The organism is Spiroplasma endosymbiont of Clivina fossor, from assembly GCF_964031115.1.
GTDB lineage: Bacteria > Bacillota_I > Bacilli_A > Mycoplasmatales > Nriv7 > Nriv7.
This window is the reverse complement of record NZ_OZ035006.1, coordinates 673,251-689,872: the sequence shown is the minus strand read 5'-3', so window position 1 is coordinate 689,872 and position 16,622 is coordinate 673,251. Positions and strand designations below refer to the sequence as shown.

At 23.2% G+C, this 16,622-nt stretch carries 20 protein-coding genes and 3 pseudogenes; 10 read left to right on the top strand and 13 right to left on the bottom strand.

Annotation, left to right across the window (positions count from 1 at the left end; genetic code table 4):
* Positions 1–3: 3 nt before the first annotated feature.
* From AAHM82_RS04170 to AAHM82_RS04155, 4 genes are read left to right on the top strand one after another with little or no spacing between them, the layout of a single operon-like run.
* Complete coding sequence (locus tag AAHM82_RS04170; RefSeq protein WP_342264624.1) at positions 4–990, top strand: hypothetical protein; 987 nt, start codon at positions 4–6, stop codon at positions 988–990.
* 3 nt (positions 991–993) lie between these two features.
* Positions 994–1,278 (top strand): hypothetical protein, encoded by a 285-nt coding sequence (locus AAHM82_RS04165; RefSeq protein WP_342264623.1) that lies wholly within the window; start codon positions 994–996, stop codon positions 1,276–1,278.
* 2 nt (positions 1,279–1,280) lie between these two features.
* Positions 1,281–1,520: a hypothetical protein gene (locus tag AAHM82_RS04160; protein ID WP_342264622.1), complete on the top strand. Its 240-nt coding sequence runs from the start codon at positions 1,281–1,283 to the stop codon at positions 1,518–1,520.
* Between the two features lie 4 nt (positions 1,521–1,524).
* The gene (locus tag AAHM82_RS04155; protein ID WP_342264621.1) at positions 1,525–1,656 is read left to right on the top strand and encodes a hypothetical protein; all 132 of its coding nucleotides are present in this window, start codon (positions 1,525–1,527) and stop codon (positions 1,654–1,656) included.
* Between the two features lie 95 nt (positions 1,657–1,751).
* Here AAHM82_RS04155 and AAHM82_RS04150 read toward each other — a convergent pair whose 3' ends face one another.
* Together AAHM82_RS04150 and AAHM82_RS13250 are read right to left on the bottom strand one after the other, a co-directional pair.
* Positions 1,752–2,408, bottom strand: a complete 657-nt coding sequence (locus AAHM82_RS04150) for a transposase (RefSeq protein ID WP_342263374.1) — start codon at positions 2,406–2,408, stop codon at positions 1,752–1,754.
* Positions 2,409–2,477: 69 nt separating this feature from the next.
* Positions 2,478–2,567 (bottom strand): annotated as a pseudogene (locus AAHM82_RS13250) (IS1/IS1595 family N-terminal zinc-binding domain-containing protein); the annotation flags it as partial.
* Between the two features lie 92 nt (positions 2,568–2,659).
* Between AAHM82_RS13250 and AAHM82_RS04145 the strand changes: the two are divergent.
* From AAHM82_RS04145 to AAHM82_RS04135, 3 genes are all read left to right on the top strand, one after another.
* Entirely contained in the window at positions 2,660–2,875 is a 216-nt protein-coding gene (locus AAHM82_RS04145) for a transposase family protein (RefSeq protein ID WP_425289023.1), read from the top strand.
* 459 nt (positions 2,876–3,334) lie between these two features.
* On the top strand, positions 3,335–3,727 hold the full coding sequence (locus AAHM82_RS04140; RefSeq protein ID WP_342264620.1) for a hypothetical protein: 393 nt from the start codon (positions 3,335–3,337) through the stop codon (positions 3,725–3,727).
* A 265-nt stretch (positions 3,728–3,992) separates the two neighbouring features.
* On the top strand, positions 3,993–5,375 hold the full coding sequence (locus AAHM82_RS04135; RefSeq protein WP_342264619.1) for a hypothetical protein: 1,383 nt from the start codon (positions 3,993–3,995) through the stop codon (positions 5,373–5,375).
* Positions 5,376–5,503: 128 nt separating this feature from the next.
* Here AAHM82_RS04135 and AAHM82_RS13245 read toward each other — a convergent pair whose 3' ends face one another.
* Both AAHM82_RS13245 and AAHM82_RS13240 read right to left on the bottom strand, forming a co-directional pair.
* A complete protein-coding gene (locus tag AAHM82_RS13245) occupies positions 5,504–5,896 on the bottom strand; it encodes a transposase family protein (RefSeq protein ID WP_342264845.1) in 393 nt (130 codons plus the stop codon).
* Positions 5,893–6,333: a transposase family protein gene (locus tag AAHM82_RS13240; protein WP_342263396.1), complete on the bottom strand. Its 441-nt coding sequence runs from the start codon at positions 6,331–6,333 to the stop codon at positions 5,893–5,895. Before AAHM82_RS13240 ends, AAHM82_RS13245 begins: the two co-directional genes overlap by 4 nt.
* A 246-nt stretch (positions 6,334–6,579) precedes the next feature.
* On the opposite strand from AAHM82_RS13240, the gene AAHM82_RS04125 reads away from it, so the two are divergent.
* From AAHM82_RS04125 to AAHM82_RS13235, 3 genes and pseudogenes are all read left to right on the top strand, one after another.
* Entirely contained in the window at positions 6,580–6,972 is a 393-nt protein-coding gene (locus AAHM82_RS04125) for a transposase family protein (RefSeq protein ID WP_342263426.1), read from the top strand.
* Between the two features lie 2 nt (positions 6,973–6,974).
* A complete protein-coding gene (locus AAHM82_RS04120) occupies positions 6,975–7,397 on the top strand; it encodes a transposase family protein (RefSeq protein WP_342264877.1) in 423 nt (140 codons plus the stop codon).
* A gap of 12 nt (positions 7,398–7,409) precedes the next feature.
* Positions 7,410–7,772 (top strand): annotated as a pseudogene (locus AAHM82_RS13235) (transposase); the annotation flags it as partial.
* A 100-nt stretch (positions 7,773–7,872) separates the two neighbouring features.
* On the opposite strand, the gene AAHM82_RS04115 reads toward AAHM82_RS13235, so the two are convergent.
* The 9 genes and pseudogenes from AAHM82_RS04115 to ylqF all read right to left on the bottom strand — a co-directional run bounded on the left by AAHM82_RS04115 (position 7,873) and on the right by ylqF (position 16,586).
* The gene (locus AAHM82_RS04115) at positions 7,873–9,573 is read right to left on the bottom strand and encodes an ABC transporter permease (protein WP_342264618.1); all 1,701 of its coding nucleotides are present in this window, start codon (positions 9,571–9,573) and stop codon (positions 7,873–7,875) included.
* A 14-nt stretch (positions 9,574–9,587) separates the two neighbouring features.
* The gene (locus AAHM82_RS04110; protein ID WP_342264617.1) at positions 9,588–10,499 is read right to left on the bottom strand and encodes an ABC transporter ATP-binding protein; all 912 of its coding nucleotides are present in this window, start codon (positions 10,497–10,499) and stop codon (positions 9,588–9,590) included.
* A 516-nt stretch (positions 10,500–11,015) separates the two neighbouring features.
* Positions 11,016–11,717 (bottom strand): transposase, encoded by a 702-nt coding sequence (locus AAHM82_RS04105; protein WP_342264616.1) that lies wholly within the window; start codon positions 11,715–11,717, stop codon positions 11,016–11,018.
* A 353-nt stretch (positions 11,718–12,070) separates the two neighbouring features.
* Entirely contained in the window at positions 12,071–12,463 is a 393-nt protein-coding gene (locus AAHM82_RS13230) for a transposase family protein (protein ID WP_342264845.1), read from the bottom strand.
* Positions 12,460–12,900 (bottom strand): transposase family protein, encoded by a 441-nt coding sequence (locus tag AAHM82_RS13225; protein ID WP_342263396.1) that lies wholly within the window; start codon positions 12,898–12,900, stop codon positions 12,460–12,462. Before AAHM82_RS13225 ends, AAHM82_RS13230 begins: the two co-directional genes overlap by 4 nt.
* A gap of 436 nt (positions 12,901–13,336) precedes the next feature.
* Positions 13,337–13,729, bottom strand: coding sequence for a transposase family protein (locus AAHM82_RS13220; protein WP_342264845.1), 393 nt, complete (start codon positions 13,727–13,729; stop codon positions 13,337–13,339).
* Positions 13,698–14,165, bottom strand: a complete 468-nt coding sequence (locus tag AAHM82_RS13215; protein WP_425288996.1) for a helix-turn-helix domain-containing protein — start codon at positions 14,163–14,165, stop codon at positions 13,698–13,700. The genes AAHM82_RS13220 and AAHM82_RS13215 overlap by 32 nt, the downstream gene beginning before the upstream one ends.
* A 70-nt stretch (positions 14,166–14,235) precedes the next feature.
* Positions 14,236–15,073 (bottom strand): annotated as a pseudogene (locus AAHM82_RS04085) (IS256 family transposase); the annotation flags it as partial.
* A gap of 640 nt (positions 15,074–15,713) precedes the next feature.
* Complete coding sequence (gene ylqF / locus AAHM82_RS04080; RefSeq protein WP_342264613.1) at positions 15,714–16,586, bottom strand: ribosome biogenesis GTPase YlqF; 873 nt, start codon at positions 16,584–16,586, stop codon at positions 15,714–15,716.
* Positions 16,587–16,622: the final 36 nt, after the last annotated feature.

Below are 16,622 nucleotides of genomic sequence, written 5' to 3'. Positions count from 1 at the left end.
AAGATGAAATTTTGCAAATGAATAATAGAAAAAAATAACCATTTTATTGAATTAAATCGCACCTCATTTTTAATTTTATGACATTGCGGAGCAATTTGATATATTTACAACGGTTATTTTAAAAACATTGTAAGCTATTTATTTTTAGTGGGTTGTATTTTGATTTTTCTTTTTAAAATCGGTAATTTAACACAAATTAACAAAGTTATTAACTTCTTAAAAAACTCACCATTAAACATCGTTATTGGTTCATTAGGAACTGGAAAAACCGCCTTTCTAGTATACGCATCAAAATTACTAAAAAAGAAGAAATATCATATCGCCTCAACCTTTCCATTACTAGAAACCCAAAAATTAAGTTTAGGTCATATGGGATTATTAGATTTTGATTATCCGGTATTGCCAGACAAAACCTTACTTTTATGAGATGAAACCAACTTATTTTTAGAAGGAACTGATTGAGAAAAAAATAATACCAAAAACGAAGAAACCGGTATTCAAGAATATTTCACTCTGGCACGCCATTTCGGTCATATTGTTCTCGCTAGCGGTCAAAGAGATAAACATATTTGAGTTAAAGTTCGTGATATTGCCAATAATGTGATTGTAGGAATTCGTAAAAAACCAGTTAATATTTTTCGCCCTTACTTAAAAGTCATCTATGGCACCTTTACAAGCATCGAAGAATATGAACGCTGACGAAACATCTTAATTGATGCTAAAAATAGCAAAAAGGGTCGCCGTATTAAATATCGTGATATTCCTGAACTTGATATTTATTTTTTTAAACTAAAAATTCCTTTACCAATACTTAACACTTACAATTCTTTTTACCTAGCATTTTTAAGAGATTACTTAAATTCAAAAGTAAATCCCGACTATGAAGATAAATACTATGCTGACACAGCAATTGATTTAGAAGACTTAGAATACTTAAAAATGGATAAATTTAGCAAATTTTTAAGAAAAATGAAAGAAAAGGAACAATAAAAAATGGAAAATCTTGCAAAAATGGCCGACTTTTTCGTCCAAATGCTTTATAAAGTTTTTGATTTAATTTGAAGTTTAGAAGTGCCAGGAACGAAAATTCAATTAATATTTCCTTTATTCTTAACACTTGCTGTAGAATTTCTTATGGCAATTATTCTTGGATTTGGTAGTCAACAAGTTAATTTAGAAAGACAACGTCAATATGCTGTTAAAAATAAAGGGCGGTTAAGTGCGTGAGGAAAAACTAAAAAACAAATAAAACCAATAAAAACAAAACAAGGTAACTAACAATGTTTAAACTAATTATTATTTTTATCTTAATAACTGTTCTTGGGCTTTTAGCTGGTAGTCATTTTGAAACTTATATTAGCGAGGGTCTTGCCAATTTCCAAAAGTTTATTACTAGCAATTTAACAATTTTAGAACTGTTTAAACCAATGGCGCGAACATTTTCGCAACACCCAATTTTTACCATTCTTGGTGTAACTTGTGTACTTATTGCTTTATTTATTGTGATTAAAGGTAGGTAAAAAAATGGAAAAATGAACTAAAAACCAAGAATTAGAAATAGAAAATGACAAATTAAAAATTGTTAATGTCATATTAGAAAATAGTGTTAATACTCTTAAATACATAATAATGGAAAAAAATAAAGAAATTTTTTAATTTTGTCGAAAACTCTTGATAAAATAAAAAAAATCATCAACTTGATAATTTTAAAAGGCTTTTATGTAAAATTACTATTTTTACTTTAACTTTTTTTATACATTAAAATATAATACCGCTGTTTGTTGGTTTGGAGTTAAACCCTTATGTTGGTATTTTCATTTTCAGAGATTTAAATAATTTTGAATATTAGTAAAACCTAAACCATGATAATGAATTAAGGCTTCTTTAAGACTAGATTGTAATTTACTGATTTTATTTAAGTTACGATAACTAGCTTCAGGATTAATTGTTGTTTTAGTTACACATAAAGTAGAATTTGTTTGTTTTGCTACTAAAAAATATAATTTTTGCATATCGGAAGTAATAATTGAATTTTCGTTAATTAATTCTTTGTTCATATTTTCAATAACTCATTGTTTTTGTAAACGTTTGGTGTTTGTGGATTTAACATAAATATTGTTATTATTATCAATTGCCATTTGAATACAGCATTTAGTATTAGTTGCGAATGGGTCAAGGTGAATTCTTCGTGGATCAGTTTTATATTTGAAATTTCCTTTATGGATTTCTTTAATAAATGTTTCATCGATTTGGATTTTACCAGATAATTTTTTAAATTTTAATTGGGTATTTTCTAATTGTTTTGATTTCATTAATTTTTGACGATTATATCAAGCAGTTTTTAATGTAGTTTTAATAAAACGAGAAATTGTTTTACTAGATTGCCCCAGCAATGAAATTTGAATCAATAAATTTCATTGTTCATAATTTAAATGACTTCAATAAATAAAATGATTACGAAAAGCGTCAAAACTTGCACGGCAATTTTTACATAAATATTTTTGTTTTCCTTCTGAATTATGTCCATTTTTAACGCAATGGTAAGATTCACATTTAGGGCATTTAATACCTTGCGCTCTAAATTTTTGATCAATTTCATTTAAACGTTTTTGTTTTTTTATTAGACTTCTTGCAAAATTAATATGATAATCATAATGTTTTAATTCCTAAAAGAAAATCAAAGAAAAACCCTTTAAATAAAGAAGAAAAGCAAAATAATGAGCGAATTTCAAAAATGAGAATTGTTATTGAAAATGTTTTTGCTATACTTAAAAAATTTAAAATTATTAGTGAAAAATATCGAAATCGTAGAAAAAGATTTGCTTTAAGATTTAATTTAATAGCTTCAATTTATAATTTACAACTATTAGTTTAAATATATTTGATAATTTAAAATTTCAGTCTTTTTTTATTGTAAATAATAATTTTTATTATGTTTTAATGACAAAATATTTGTAAAAATAATCTAAAAATTATTTTAATAACACTTTTATATTTATTTTAAATTTAAAAATTATAATTATCATATTAATTTTGCAAGAAGTCTATTAATTCTGCTTGTTGTTTGACTTTTTCATAAAATTCTAAAAATTGATCATCTGTTAAAGTATTTACTAGTTCTTGAATTATTTTTTCCATAATTATTATCCACCTCTATCATATTAAAAATATACCTAAAATTAAGTATATTCAATAAATATCAAGAGTTTTCGACAAAATTAAAAAAGAAATTTTAAAACTAGAAAAGTGAAATATTATTCATATTAATCAAATATCAGACTTAATAATTGAAAATGAAAAATTAAAAATTTTTAAACACGAAAGGAGAATTAAAATGAAAAAACTTTTAGGAAAATTATTTAAAAAAGATAATTCAAAAGAAAAAACACCATTAAGATTAAAAATTAAAAATTCTTTTAAAAAGCAGTGGTTAAAAGTATCATTAAGTATCATTTTCATCTTTATAAGCTTATTAATTTGTGCATTAACAGTAATCGATACTAAATGAATAACCGGAACAAGTAAAGAATTTAATGATTTTATGAATAAACAGATGGTTGATTTCTTTGGCAAGTTCAATAGTGGTATTATGCTAGCAGGAATATTTGTTTTTTGATGAGGCGGAGCAATATATTTTGCACTTAAATTTGAAAAATTAATCCGCTTGATTATTCAAAAAATTAAAGCAAAAAGAGCCTTGAAAAATGAAATCAAACAAACTCATTAATTCTTTAAAAAAATATTGATGAATAATACTTAATTACATTATATTCATATCTTTAGGTATAATTTTATTATTACATACAGATATTGAAAATTTGCAACAATTTATTAAAAATTTTGGAACAATTGGTAAGTTAATGATTATAGGTTATTCATTAGTATGAGTAACCATAACAGAAATGGTAAACTCTTTAATTCGCTTTGTATTAAAAAAGATTAAAACTAAAAGAACAATGAAAAATAAAATATTTTAAAAAGGAGTGATAAAAATGTTTATGAAAATATTTACCGTGTTAGTTATTGGTTTCAATAATATTTTTACCATTCCCCAAAATATTAACAACGACAAAATAACAACACAACTAATTAGAAATAAAAGAGAACATGATAAAATTTATAATTTTGAAATAAAAAACTTACAAAAAGTGATATTTCATTTTTCACCAATGAAAAATTACCTTACACAAGTTCAAATAAATAAAATAGATAATAACAATCTAAATGAAAAATTACCAGAATTAAGATATTTAAACAACCTTAGTTTCAAATTTACACACGAATTACAAAATAATCAGAGTAAACAAAATAAGATTAAACAACTAATAACTACACACGGACAAGAAATAACGGAGATAAATGGTTCCAAATTCTGGGTAATTAATAAAAAAATAACAATCAAAGCACACGGCACAAATTTAACTAATTTCAAAGAATCAGTTATTAATAACATATGAGATTACACATTAAATAGTACAAATGATTTTGAAATTGAAACTAAAAAAGAAAGTACCGATATTGAATTACCGACAACAACAACTAATTTTGATGGCAACCATAAATACAGTGATATTATTGATAACCTTGACTATTTAATGATTCATCGTGGTGATTTTGACAAATTTAATTACTCTTATCTTTATTGAACGCCAATATTTAATTTCATTGACACCTTAGAAAAAGGTTACTATAAAGAATTTGCCATTAAAAATCATGGTTTTAAAAACGAAAGCTATTTTTATCACAAAACTTCTAGTAGTGAAGAAAAAATAAATAAAAATATCTTAAAAATTAAAGCTTTTAATAAAACCTTAATCGCAGGTAATAACTATTTACAATTATTACACGGTGAAAGCGAAATTTGAAAATATGACACTGCAAATACTAACGATTATTATCTAATTAAGTACCTTTTTGGAACATTAAATTATCTTAATGTTAAATTTAGTTTTCTACGCTATGACCCCGATTTACGAAATGACATTTACCTTTATTTTAAAAATAACATTCCTAGTATTAACAAAAGCGATTACAAAAATGTTTTTGATGAAATCTATGAAATTCTTGGCAATTTCTTTGCTAGTTTATTTTATGCCACTTTTGATATGGACGAAAAAACTCATACTGAAATTGATTTTAAGGGAGTAGACAATTACAACAAAGATTACTTTATTCAAATCGGTTTCTTTTATCGTTCATTAATTACTTTTTATCCCAAAAAATATTTAATCAATGTTACTGGTAATTCAGAATTATTACTAAGAAGTTATTTCTTTACTTTTGACAAAAAAATGCACCAAGAGAATTACAATGCCATTAACAACACCAATAGCATTTATCAAATTGATTTTAATAGACTTCTTGCAAAATTATAATTATCATATTAATTTTTAAATTTAAAAATAATTTTTAGATTATTTTTACAAATATTTTGTCATTAAAACATAATAAAAATTATTATTTACAATAAAAAAAGACTGAAATTTTAAATTATCAAATATATTTAAACTAATAGTTGTAAATTATAAATTGAAGCTATTAAATTAAATCTTAAAGCAAATCTTTTTCTACGATTTCGATATTTTTCACTAATAATTTTAAATTTTTTAAGTATAGCAAAAACATTTTCAATAACAATTCTCATTTTTGAAATTCGCTCATTATTTTGCTTTTCTTCTTTATTTAAAGGGTTTTTCTTTGATTTTCTTTTAGGAATTAAAACATTATGATTAATTTTTTGTATGCCTTGATAACCTAAATCCACTAAAACAGTTGTTTCTGGTAAAAATTTAATTTTTGAATCTTTTAAAATTTTAAAGTCATGGTTTTTACCATAAGAAAAATCAGAACTAATAATTTTTTTACTATCTTTTTCAATTATAACTTGTGTTTTTATTGTGTGTTTTTTCTTTTTTCCTGAGTAGTGCTGTTTTTGTCTTTTTTTGGGCGTTGGATTTGGCTTTCAGTTACATCAATTATAACAGTCTTATCTTTGAAATAATCTTTTAATAGTGATTTTTGACCAGTAAGTTGTTGAAAATTAGGGTGTTTTATTAAAGTGTCTTCAATTCATTTGATATTTCTATAACAACTACTTTCACTAATATCATAACTTTTTGCAATATGAAAATAAGTTCTATATTCTCTTCAATATTCTAAAGTCATTAAAATACGATTTTCTAATGATAATTTATTGGTTCTTCCGCGACGAAATCTCTTTTTTAATTCTTCTATTTTTAAAATTTCTAGCATTTTATTAAAAGTAGTATGTTTAATACCAGTTAATCTTAAAAAATTTTTATCACTTATTTGATTATTTTTTTTAAATTTCATTTAAATTTCACCTTTTTATTAAAAACAACAATTCAATTATATTTTAAATTAATTTTGCAAGAAGTCTAATGAATAAAAATGGCAATAACAAGAAAGGCAGGGTTAGTTTAGTAATTAAATAATAATTTAGCTGATTGTTTTACTTCTTCAAAGCAATACCTAAGAAAACTAAACGCGACCGACTTGGTACATAACCTTTAATTTTATCTACTATTTTGATAATATTATTTCCTAGGTGAAATACAAATGTTAGATAAATACAAAGACGAAAACGAATTTTATAGTTTAATAGGCATAAAATATAAAACTTTCATGAAAATGGTAGAAATTTTAAAAGAAGGTGAAGCTAAACAAAAACAAATTGGTGGTAGACCAAATAAATTATCAATAGAGCAAAGATTACTTATGACTTTAGAATACTGAAAAGAATATAGTACATATCGTATTATTGCAAAAAAATATAATATTAGTCATGTTAGTTGTATTCGTAATATCTTTTGAGTTGAAAATACTCTAATAAAAAATAGTCACTTTCATATACCTGGCAAAAAGATATTATTAGAAAATAAGGGTACTACTAATAATTTATTAGCAATTGATGCTACAGAAATTCCAATTGAAAGAATTAAAAAAAACTAAAATTATTATTTTCTGGTAAAAAAAGGCAACATTCATTAAAATCGCAAATAATTATTGATTTATTTAACAATAAAATTATTTCAGTAGATTTTTGTTATGGCAGTACTCATGATTATAAGTTATTTTTAAAATCAAATACACTTATAAATCCAAAATTAGAATTAATTGCCGATTCAGGATATCAAGGTTTGCAAAATGTTCATAAAAATACATTATTGCCAATTAAAAAAAGTAAAAATAATCCTTTAAATCCAGATAAAAAGGAATATAATAGCTTTTTAAGTAAAGTTAGAATTGTCATTGAACATGTTTTTGCTAGATTAAAAAGATTTAAAATACTAGTTTATCGTTATCGCAATAAGATTAGAAGATTTGGATTACGATTTAACTTAATTTCAGGAATATATAATTTTGAATTAAGCTAGTTATAGTTATGTACCAAGTCTAATGAAGAAATAGCGTTAATTGCTTTAGATCATTTTTCAGAAAAATGAAATAAAAAGTATCCACAAATTACTAAATCATGAAAAAATAACTGAAATAACTTAATAATTTTTCTTGAATATCCTCAGGAATTTAGAAGAATTATTTACACAACTAATGCGATTGAATCTGTTAATAGTCAATTAAGAAAAGTCATTAAGAATAAAAAGATTTTTCCTAATGACGCATCAGTTTTTAAAATATTTTATTTAGTATTTCAAAATATGGTTAAGAAATGAACGATGCCAATTCAAAATTGGGGTAGTGCAATTTCACATTTAATGATAAAATTTGAGGACAGAGTGAATTTAAGTTAATTACTTAGAGACACAGTTAATTGTACAGTCCCTAAAATTAAGTATATTCAATAAATATCAAGAGTTTTCGACAAAATTAAAAAGCAACCCCATTGAAAACTTAAACAATATCACGGCGTTTAATAACTAAAACTGAACCAATATTTAATAGCATTGCAAATATCCCATAACCAATAGCTACTGCTGTTGAATTTAAAATGTAATTAATCTTTTGAACCTCAACCTGTCCTTCATTATTTGTTATAATTTCAAAATCACGATATGAATTTAAATAATTTTTTTGTTTATCAAAATTAATATATGAATTACCTGTGGGACTAAAAAAGAAATCATTAAATCCTAAAAATGTTGTTCACATTTGATTTCAATGTTCAAAAAGATTAAGAAAACTAATAATCCGATATGTCTTCATTAATGATTGATAATCATACCAATTTTCTTTTTCCTTTAATAATGATTGATTAGCTAATAATTTCAAATGACGAACTTTAACTAAAATATTATTATCTAATTCTTGAATTGCAAAATATACCTTATTACTAAACAAATCATTATATTTTTCAGATAATTTTTCATCAAATTCATAATTATAGCTCTCTCTAAAAACAGTAAATGGACTTCAATCAGACATTTTTTTGTTCTTAACTTCAATATATGTTTTACTAGTAGTTGAATTATTTTTGTCAATATCTAATTCCATTAACGAAACATTTTTATCTTTATTTAGTTTAACAACTCGTGGTGATAAATCATTATTAATAAGTTGTATTAGTGCATGTTGATATTCATTACTAGCATCTAATTGTTCTAATGTTTTAAAATATGTTTTGAATTGAATATGCAATTTAACATCTTTATCTTTTAAGTCCTTTGTAAGATCTCCTGTTCATCGTGTAACACTACCATCAGCAGTAAATGTCTTAATTTCATCAGTATATAAATCAAATTTTTTATACATTGCTCTTCTTTTATCATCAATGTCTGTTAATCTTGCTGTAAGTTGTTCATATTCATATTCATTATAAAAATTAAAAATCTCGGTTACTAATTTAGAGTAACGAATTTTAATATTAGTTTGATTATTTTCAGGTTTTTTAACAGCATCATTAAATAAGATTATTTCTTTAATACTATTAATATCAAAAGTGTTGTCCGCGCCGATTTTAACTGTTTGTTTTTTACTAATTTCTTTAATTAAAGAATATGGTAATCCGCCTAATAAAAACATACTGCTAAAAACAACTAATATTAAAAAAACAATATTTGATGAAAATATTAAAGATATTAATACTGAACCTGCTAACACAACAAAACTAAGAAATAATGAGAAAAGCATTAATTTTGTCATCATATTTAAAAGTAAAATAAACTGGGCGTGCTTATTACTAATAGTACTAATAACATAACCTAATAAAATAGTTATTCCTAAATTAATCGCAATAAATAAAAAAACTACAAATAATAAACTTAAATATTTAAAAAATAATATTTTAAATCGTGAATAAGGTTTAGAAATTAATAACAAAAATGTTCCATCAGTTATTTCTTCACTAATAATTCGAACTACATTTAAAACAATAAAAAGAAATAATAATAAATTTAAAAATACTAAAATAGTATATTGAAAATTTACTAAAAAACTATCATTATCATTTCCTAATTGAATAAAAAGAACTATTGTTGTTATTATAAGACTTAACAAAGTAATAATTTCAATTATTAATGTTAACAAGGAAACTAATATTTTTCTTAAAGCAAAATTAAAAATCGGTAAAAAATTATTACTTGATAAAATTTTCATATTTTATTCCTTTCTTACAAATTAAATTTTTCACTAGTTAAAGTATTATAAAAGAAATCTAAATCAATCGTATATGGTTCAATCCGATAAATAATTAGATTATATTCAATAGCATAAAGAAATATCTTATTAATTTCTAATGAATTTTTTAATTTAAAAAAAAGATCATTACTTTCTTCTCTAAAAAAATAGTCAATATCATTATCTTTAAAAAATATCACCATCGCTTCATTATCCTCACATTCAATAACAAATGAATTTGTTAATTGAAAACCACTAATTGGTCCACTATATAATAAATTACCCCGATAAATAATTGAACATTCATCAATAACATCCTTGACTTCATTTAATAAATGAGTTGAAAAAAGGACTGTCTTACCTTGATTAACTAGTGCTCTTAAATAACCTAAAATTTGTTTTCTTGTTGTTGTATCTAAATTTGCTTCCGGTTCATCTAAAATTAAAATATCTGGATTATGAATAATTCCTTGAATTACCATCACTTTCTTTTTCATACCACTAGAAAAAGCATTCATATTTTTATTACGAAATTCTCAAATATTAAACTCTTCCATTAATGATTGTAATCTTTGTTTAATCTGATTATTTTTTAAACCATTCATTTTAGCTAGTGATTTTAAAAACCGATAAGTTGTAATATTACGAGGAAATTTAGTAAACTCGGGAACATACCCAATAGTTTGTTTTGCTAACGGTTTTTTAGCATCTTGACCATTAATATAAATTTTACCGCCATCATAATTAATACCGCCAATTAATGATTTAATCGTAACTGTTTTTCCACTACCACTAGCACCAATAATCGCATGCATCTTGCCACTACTAACTTTAAGTGAAATATCATTAAGTTTAAAATTATGATATTTTTTTATTAATCGTTCAATAATAATTGAAAATTTCATCTGTTTCTCCTTATTTATAAAAAGTATTTAACTTTGCTAATAATTTTAATGAATTTTGATAATTTTTGCAAATTTGAATTTGGCCGCGGTCGCGTTTAGTTTTCTTAGGTATTGCTTTGAAGAAGTAAAACAATCAGCTAATTATATTATTTAATTACTAAACTAAGCCTGCCTTTCTTGTTATTGTCATTTTTATTCATCATCATTTTATCATATTATTGAATTTTTACACAACAAAAAAGGGCGGGTGGTCGCGTTTAGTTTTCTTAGGTATTTTTTAAAAAAGAAAAAATAATCATTTACTATAAATTATTTCAATATGCAAATTAAGTATATATTTCTTATGTATGATTTTTGTTGTAAAAAATATTTTAATGTTGTTTTTATAAGCATTTTACTTAGTTTTTATAACCTTTTTTTAATTTTGTCGAAAACTCTTGATAAAATAAAAAAAATCATCAACTTGATAATTTTAAAAGGCTTTTATGTAAAATTATTATTTTTACTTTAACTTTTTTATACATTAAAATATAATACCGCTGTTTGTTGGTTTGGAGTTAAACCCTTATGTTGGTATTTTCATTTTCAGAGATTTAAATAATTTTGAATATTAGTAAAACCTAAACCATGATAATGAATTAAGGCTTCTTTAAGACTAGATTGTAATTTACTGATTTTATTTAAGTTACGATAACTAGCTTCAGGATTAATTGTTGTTTTAGTTACACATAAAGTAGAATTTGTTTGTTTTGCTACTAAAAAATATAATTTTTGCATATCAGAAGTAATAATTGAATTTTCGTTAATTAATTCTTTGTTCATATTTTCAATAACTCATTGTTTTTGTAAACGTTTGGTGTTTGTGGATTTAACATAAATATTGTTATTATTATCAATTGCCATTTGAATACAGCATTTAGTATTAGTTGCGAATGGGTCAAGGTGAATTCTTCGTGGATCAGTTTTATATTTGAAATTTCCTTTATGGATTTCTTTAATAAATGTTTCATCGATTTGGATTTTACCAGATAATTTTTTAAATTTTAATTGGGTATTTTCTAATTGTTTTGATTTCATTAATTTTTGACGATTATATCAAGCAGTTTTTAATGTAGTTTTAATAAAACGAGAAATTGTTTTACTAGATTGCCCCAGCAATGAAATTTGAATCAATAAATTTCATTGTTCATAATTTAAATGACTAATGTAATATACCACAGACTTATGACAAGCACAAGCGGTTTTTTAAAAAGGGTCGCGTTTAGTTTTCTTAGGTATTGTTTTGAAGAAGTAAAACAATCAGCTAATTATATTATTTAATTACTAAACTAACCCTGCCTTTCTTGTTATTGTCATTTTATTCGTTATGATTTTATCATATTATTGAATTTTTACACAATAGACTTCTTGCAAAATTAATATGATAATTATAATTTTTAAATTTAAAATAAATATAAAAGTGTTATTAAAATAATTTTTAGATTATTTTTACAAATATTTTGTCATTAAAACATAATAAAAATTATTATTTACAATAAAAAAAGACTGAAATTTTAAATTATCAAATATATTTAAACTAATAGTTGTAAATTATAAATTGAAGCTATTAAATTAAATCTTAAAGCAAATCTTTTTCTACGATTTCGATATTTTTCACTAATAATTTTAAATTTTTTAAGTATAGCAAAAACATTTTCAATAACAATTCTCATTTTTGAAATTCGCTCATTATTTTGCTTTTCTTCTTTATTTAAAGGGTTTTTCTTTGATTTTCTTTTAGGAATTAAAACATTATGATTAATTTTTTGTATGCCTTGATAACCTAAATCCACTAAAACAGTTGTTTCTGGTAAAAATTTAATTTTTGAATCTTTTAAAATTTTAAAGTCATGGTTTTTACCATAAGAAAAATCAGAACTAATAATTTTTTTACTATCTTTTTCAATTATAACTTGTGTTTTTATTGTGTGTTTTTTCTTTTTTCCTGAGTAGTGCTGTTTTTGTCTTTTTTTGGGCGTTGGATTTGGCTTTCAGTTACATCAATTATAACAGTCTTATCTTTGAAATAATCTTTTAATAGTGATTTTTGACCAGTAAGTTGTTGAAAATTAGGGTGTTTTATTAAAGTGTCTTCAATTCATTTGATATTTCTATAACAACTACTTTCACTAATATCATAACTTTTTGCAATATGAAAATAAGTTCTATATTCTCTTCAATATTCTAAAGTCATTAAAATACGATTTTCTAATGATAATTTATTGGTTCTTCCGCGACGAAATCTCTTTTTTAATTCTTCTATTTTTAAAATTTCTAGCATTTTATTAAAAGTAGTATGTTTAATACCAGTTAATCTTAAAAAATTTTTATCACTTATTTGATTATTTTTTTTAAATTTCATTTAAATTCCACCTTTTTATTAAAAACAACAATTCAATTATATTTTAAATTAATTTTGCAAGAAGTCTAATAAAAATTATTAATATTATTAAATTTTCACTAATTATCTAAATTTATGTTTTTTATATTTATTGGTATACACCACACCACCTTTATTAATTCAACTATCATCATTTTTATTATTATATTTATTTCATACTGAACATTTATATATTTCTTTTCTGATTTCTATTTCTGAATTAATATTTTCATTAATGTAATGTAATAGACTTCTTGCAAAATTAATATGATAATTATAATTTTTAAATTTAAAATAAATATAAAAGTGTTATTAAAATAATTTTTAGATTATTTTTACAAATATTTTGTCATTAAAACATAATAAAAATTATTATTTACAATAAAAAAAGACTGAAATTTTAAATTATCAAATATATTTAAACTAATAGTTGTAAATTATAAATTGAAGCTATTAAATTAAATCTTAAAGCAAATCTTTTTCTACGATTTCGATATTTTTCACTAATAATTTTAAATTTTTTAAGTATAGCAAAAACATTTTCAATAACAATTCTCATTTTTGAAATTCGCTCATTATTTTGCTTTTCTTCTTTATTTAAAGGGTTTTTCTTTGATTTTCTTTTAGGAATTAAAACATTATGATTAATTTTTTGTATGCCTTGATAACCTAAATCCACTAAAACAGTTGTTTCTGGTAAAAATTTAATTTTTGAATCTTTTAAAATTTTAAAGTCATGGTTTTTACCATAAGAAAAATCAGAACTAATAATTTTTTTACTATCTTTTTCAATTATAACTTGTGTTTTTATTGTGTGTTTTTTCTTTTTTCCTGAGTAGTGCTGTTTTTGTCTTTTTTGGGCGTTGGATTTGGCTTTCAGTTACATCAATTATAACAGTCTTATCTTTGAAATAATCTTTTAATAGTGATTTTTGACCAGTAAGTTGTTGAAAATTAGGGTGTTTTATTAAAGTGTCTTCAATTCATTTGATATTTCTATAACAACTACTTTCACTAATATCATAACTTTTTGCAATATGAAAATAAGTTCTATATTCTCTTCAATATTCTAAAGTCATTAAAATACGATTTTCTAATGATAATTTATTGGTTCTTCCGCGACGAAATCTCTTTTTTAATTCTTCTATTTTTAAAATTTCTAGCATTTTATTAAAAGTAGTATGTTTAATACCAGTTAATCTTAAAAAATTTTTATCACTTATTTGATTATTTTTTTTAAATTTCATTTAAATTCCACCTTTTTATTAAAAACAACAATTCAATTATATTTTAAATTAATTTTGCAAGAAGTCTATTAGCTACAAGTTTGCGATCTTTGTAAGGAACAAATTTTAAACTATTGCGAATTTGATGAACAATGCATAATTGATGCTGTATTTTTGGGAAAACAGCTTCTATTGCATCAAACATCCCAGTTTAAATTATCACTACAAGCAACAAGAATATCTTGTAACCCACGATTTTTCATTTCCGTAAGATTATTAAGTCAAAATTTGGCTCCCTCATTCTCACTAATTCACATTCCTAAAATATCTTTTAAACCATCTAAATTAATTCCTAAGGCAAGATAAACTGCTTTATTTATTATTCGTTTATCTTGCTTTACTTTAACAACAATACAATCAAAATAAACAATCGGATAAATCTTCTCTAAAGGTTTAGTTTGTCACATTTTAACTTCTTCAATAACATCATCAGTTATTTGACTAATTAAACTTTCTGAAATTTCTGCTCCGTGATAGAATTCTTGCAATTGTGCTTTGATATCAGAAATTGTCATTCCTCTTGCATATAAAGAAATTACTTTTTGATCAAAGTTATCAAATCTTCTTTGTCTTTTCGGAATAATTACTGGTTCAAAAGTACTATTTCGATCTCTTGGTACATCAATTGCGATTGAACCATTTTTAGTAATAATGGTTTTTTGTGTGTTGCCATTTCTTTTATTATGATTCTCATCAGTTTCAAGATAATCTTTAATTTCCGCATTTAACATTCGTTCAGTTAATTTTTTGGTAAATTCCTGAAAAATAGTATTGCCTTTAAATAAATCTTGTGGATTATCAATATTTTCTAAAAAATAATCAACAACTTTATCAATTGCGTCAGGTTCTTTTTTTATTTTTTTTGTCATTTTCTGTTCTCCTTCTTTTAAGTATAATTCAGAATGAATTATCGAGACACAGAATTTTGGACAGGCTCATCATTTTTTTTACTATAAATTATTTCAATATTCAAATTAAGTATATATTTCTTATGTATGATTTTTGTTGTAAAAAATATTTTAATGTTGTTTTTATAAGCATTTTACTTAGTTTTTATAACCTTTTTATTAAGATTATGTTTGTTAATATTAAATATTTTGTTTTATTACTTATTTTTTAAATAAAACGATAATTAAATTGTAGTTACTTTTCTTTCAAAATTAATCAAATATTTTTCCACCTAACAAAACTTTACGCGTCCTATTTCAGTTAATTTTTGATAAAATTTAAAAAGTAATAAAACCTCAATTTAAATTGAAATTTTATTATTTATCATTTTTCTTTATTTTTATCTTTTGCTAATTCTTTTAATTTTAATTTCATTTCAACAATTTTTACTTCTAATTCAAATTTACAAAGAATTTTTTCACATTTTTAATTAATGAATGAACATCTTTATTAAGTTTTTCTCTTAATTTACTTTCTTTTTAATCTTTAAAAATTAAAATAGCGGATGCAACCCAAGAACAAAATTATAATGTCAATATTTATTTTCATACGTTCCCATTATTATTTTGGTCTTTCTCAAGAAATATTTTTAATTGTTCCTTTTGTAAAAGCATAATAAAAATTTGTTATCATTTGAATAATTTGTTGTTCAGAAGAACCTAATACATTATTTGCTTTCGCCATTTGCAAAAAATAACAATCCATTTCTTTAGCTTGCATATCTTGTTTTCACTGAATAATAAGGGCATAATGTTCCTTTAAAATATGAGGATAATGCTTGGCTAAAAAATTAAATGCATAATAACTAATATCAATAAATGGTAATAATTGCTCTTTAATAGCTCCAATTAATGACAGATGCGTTGCCACTAGTGGATCATCAAGTTTAGGCCATAAAATTCCCGGCGTGTCTAGTAAATGAATATTTTGTGCTAACTTGACTCATTGAATCCCTCTCGTAACTCCTGGTTGATTAGCAACATTACTTACTTTTCTTTTAACTAAATTATTAATTAACCGTGATTTGCCGACATTAGGAATCCCAATAATCATCACCTTAATTTGTCAATTTGGAATGCCACGAGATTTTTGATGATTAATTTTATCTTTCAATAATTGATTAATTAATAAAATAATTTCATTTTTGGGCTGATCAACTAATAAATTAGTTAATACTACTTTAACTAACGGGTCTTTTTTTAAAAATGCCATTCATTCTTGATTTACTTTCATATCACTTAAATCTTTTTTATTCAAAATAATAATTCGTGGTTTATTTTTAAACAATTCTTGAATAATTGGATTAATACTAGAGTTAATGGCTCGCGCATCGCGAAGTTCAATTACTAAATCAACTAATGCTAATTTTTCTTTCATCAAGCGAATAGCTTTTGCCATATGACCTGGAAATCAATTAATATTTAACTTTTCCATTAATATGTCTCCTTAATTGAAAAATAAAGGCAAATT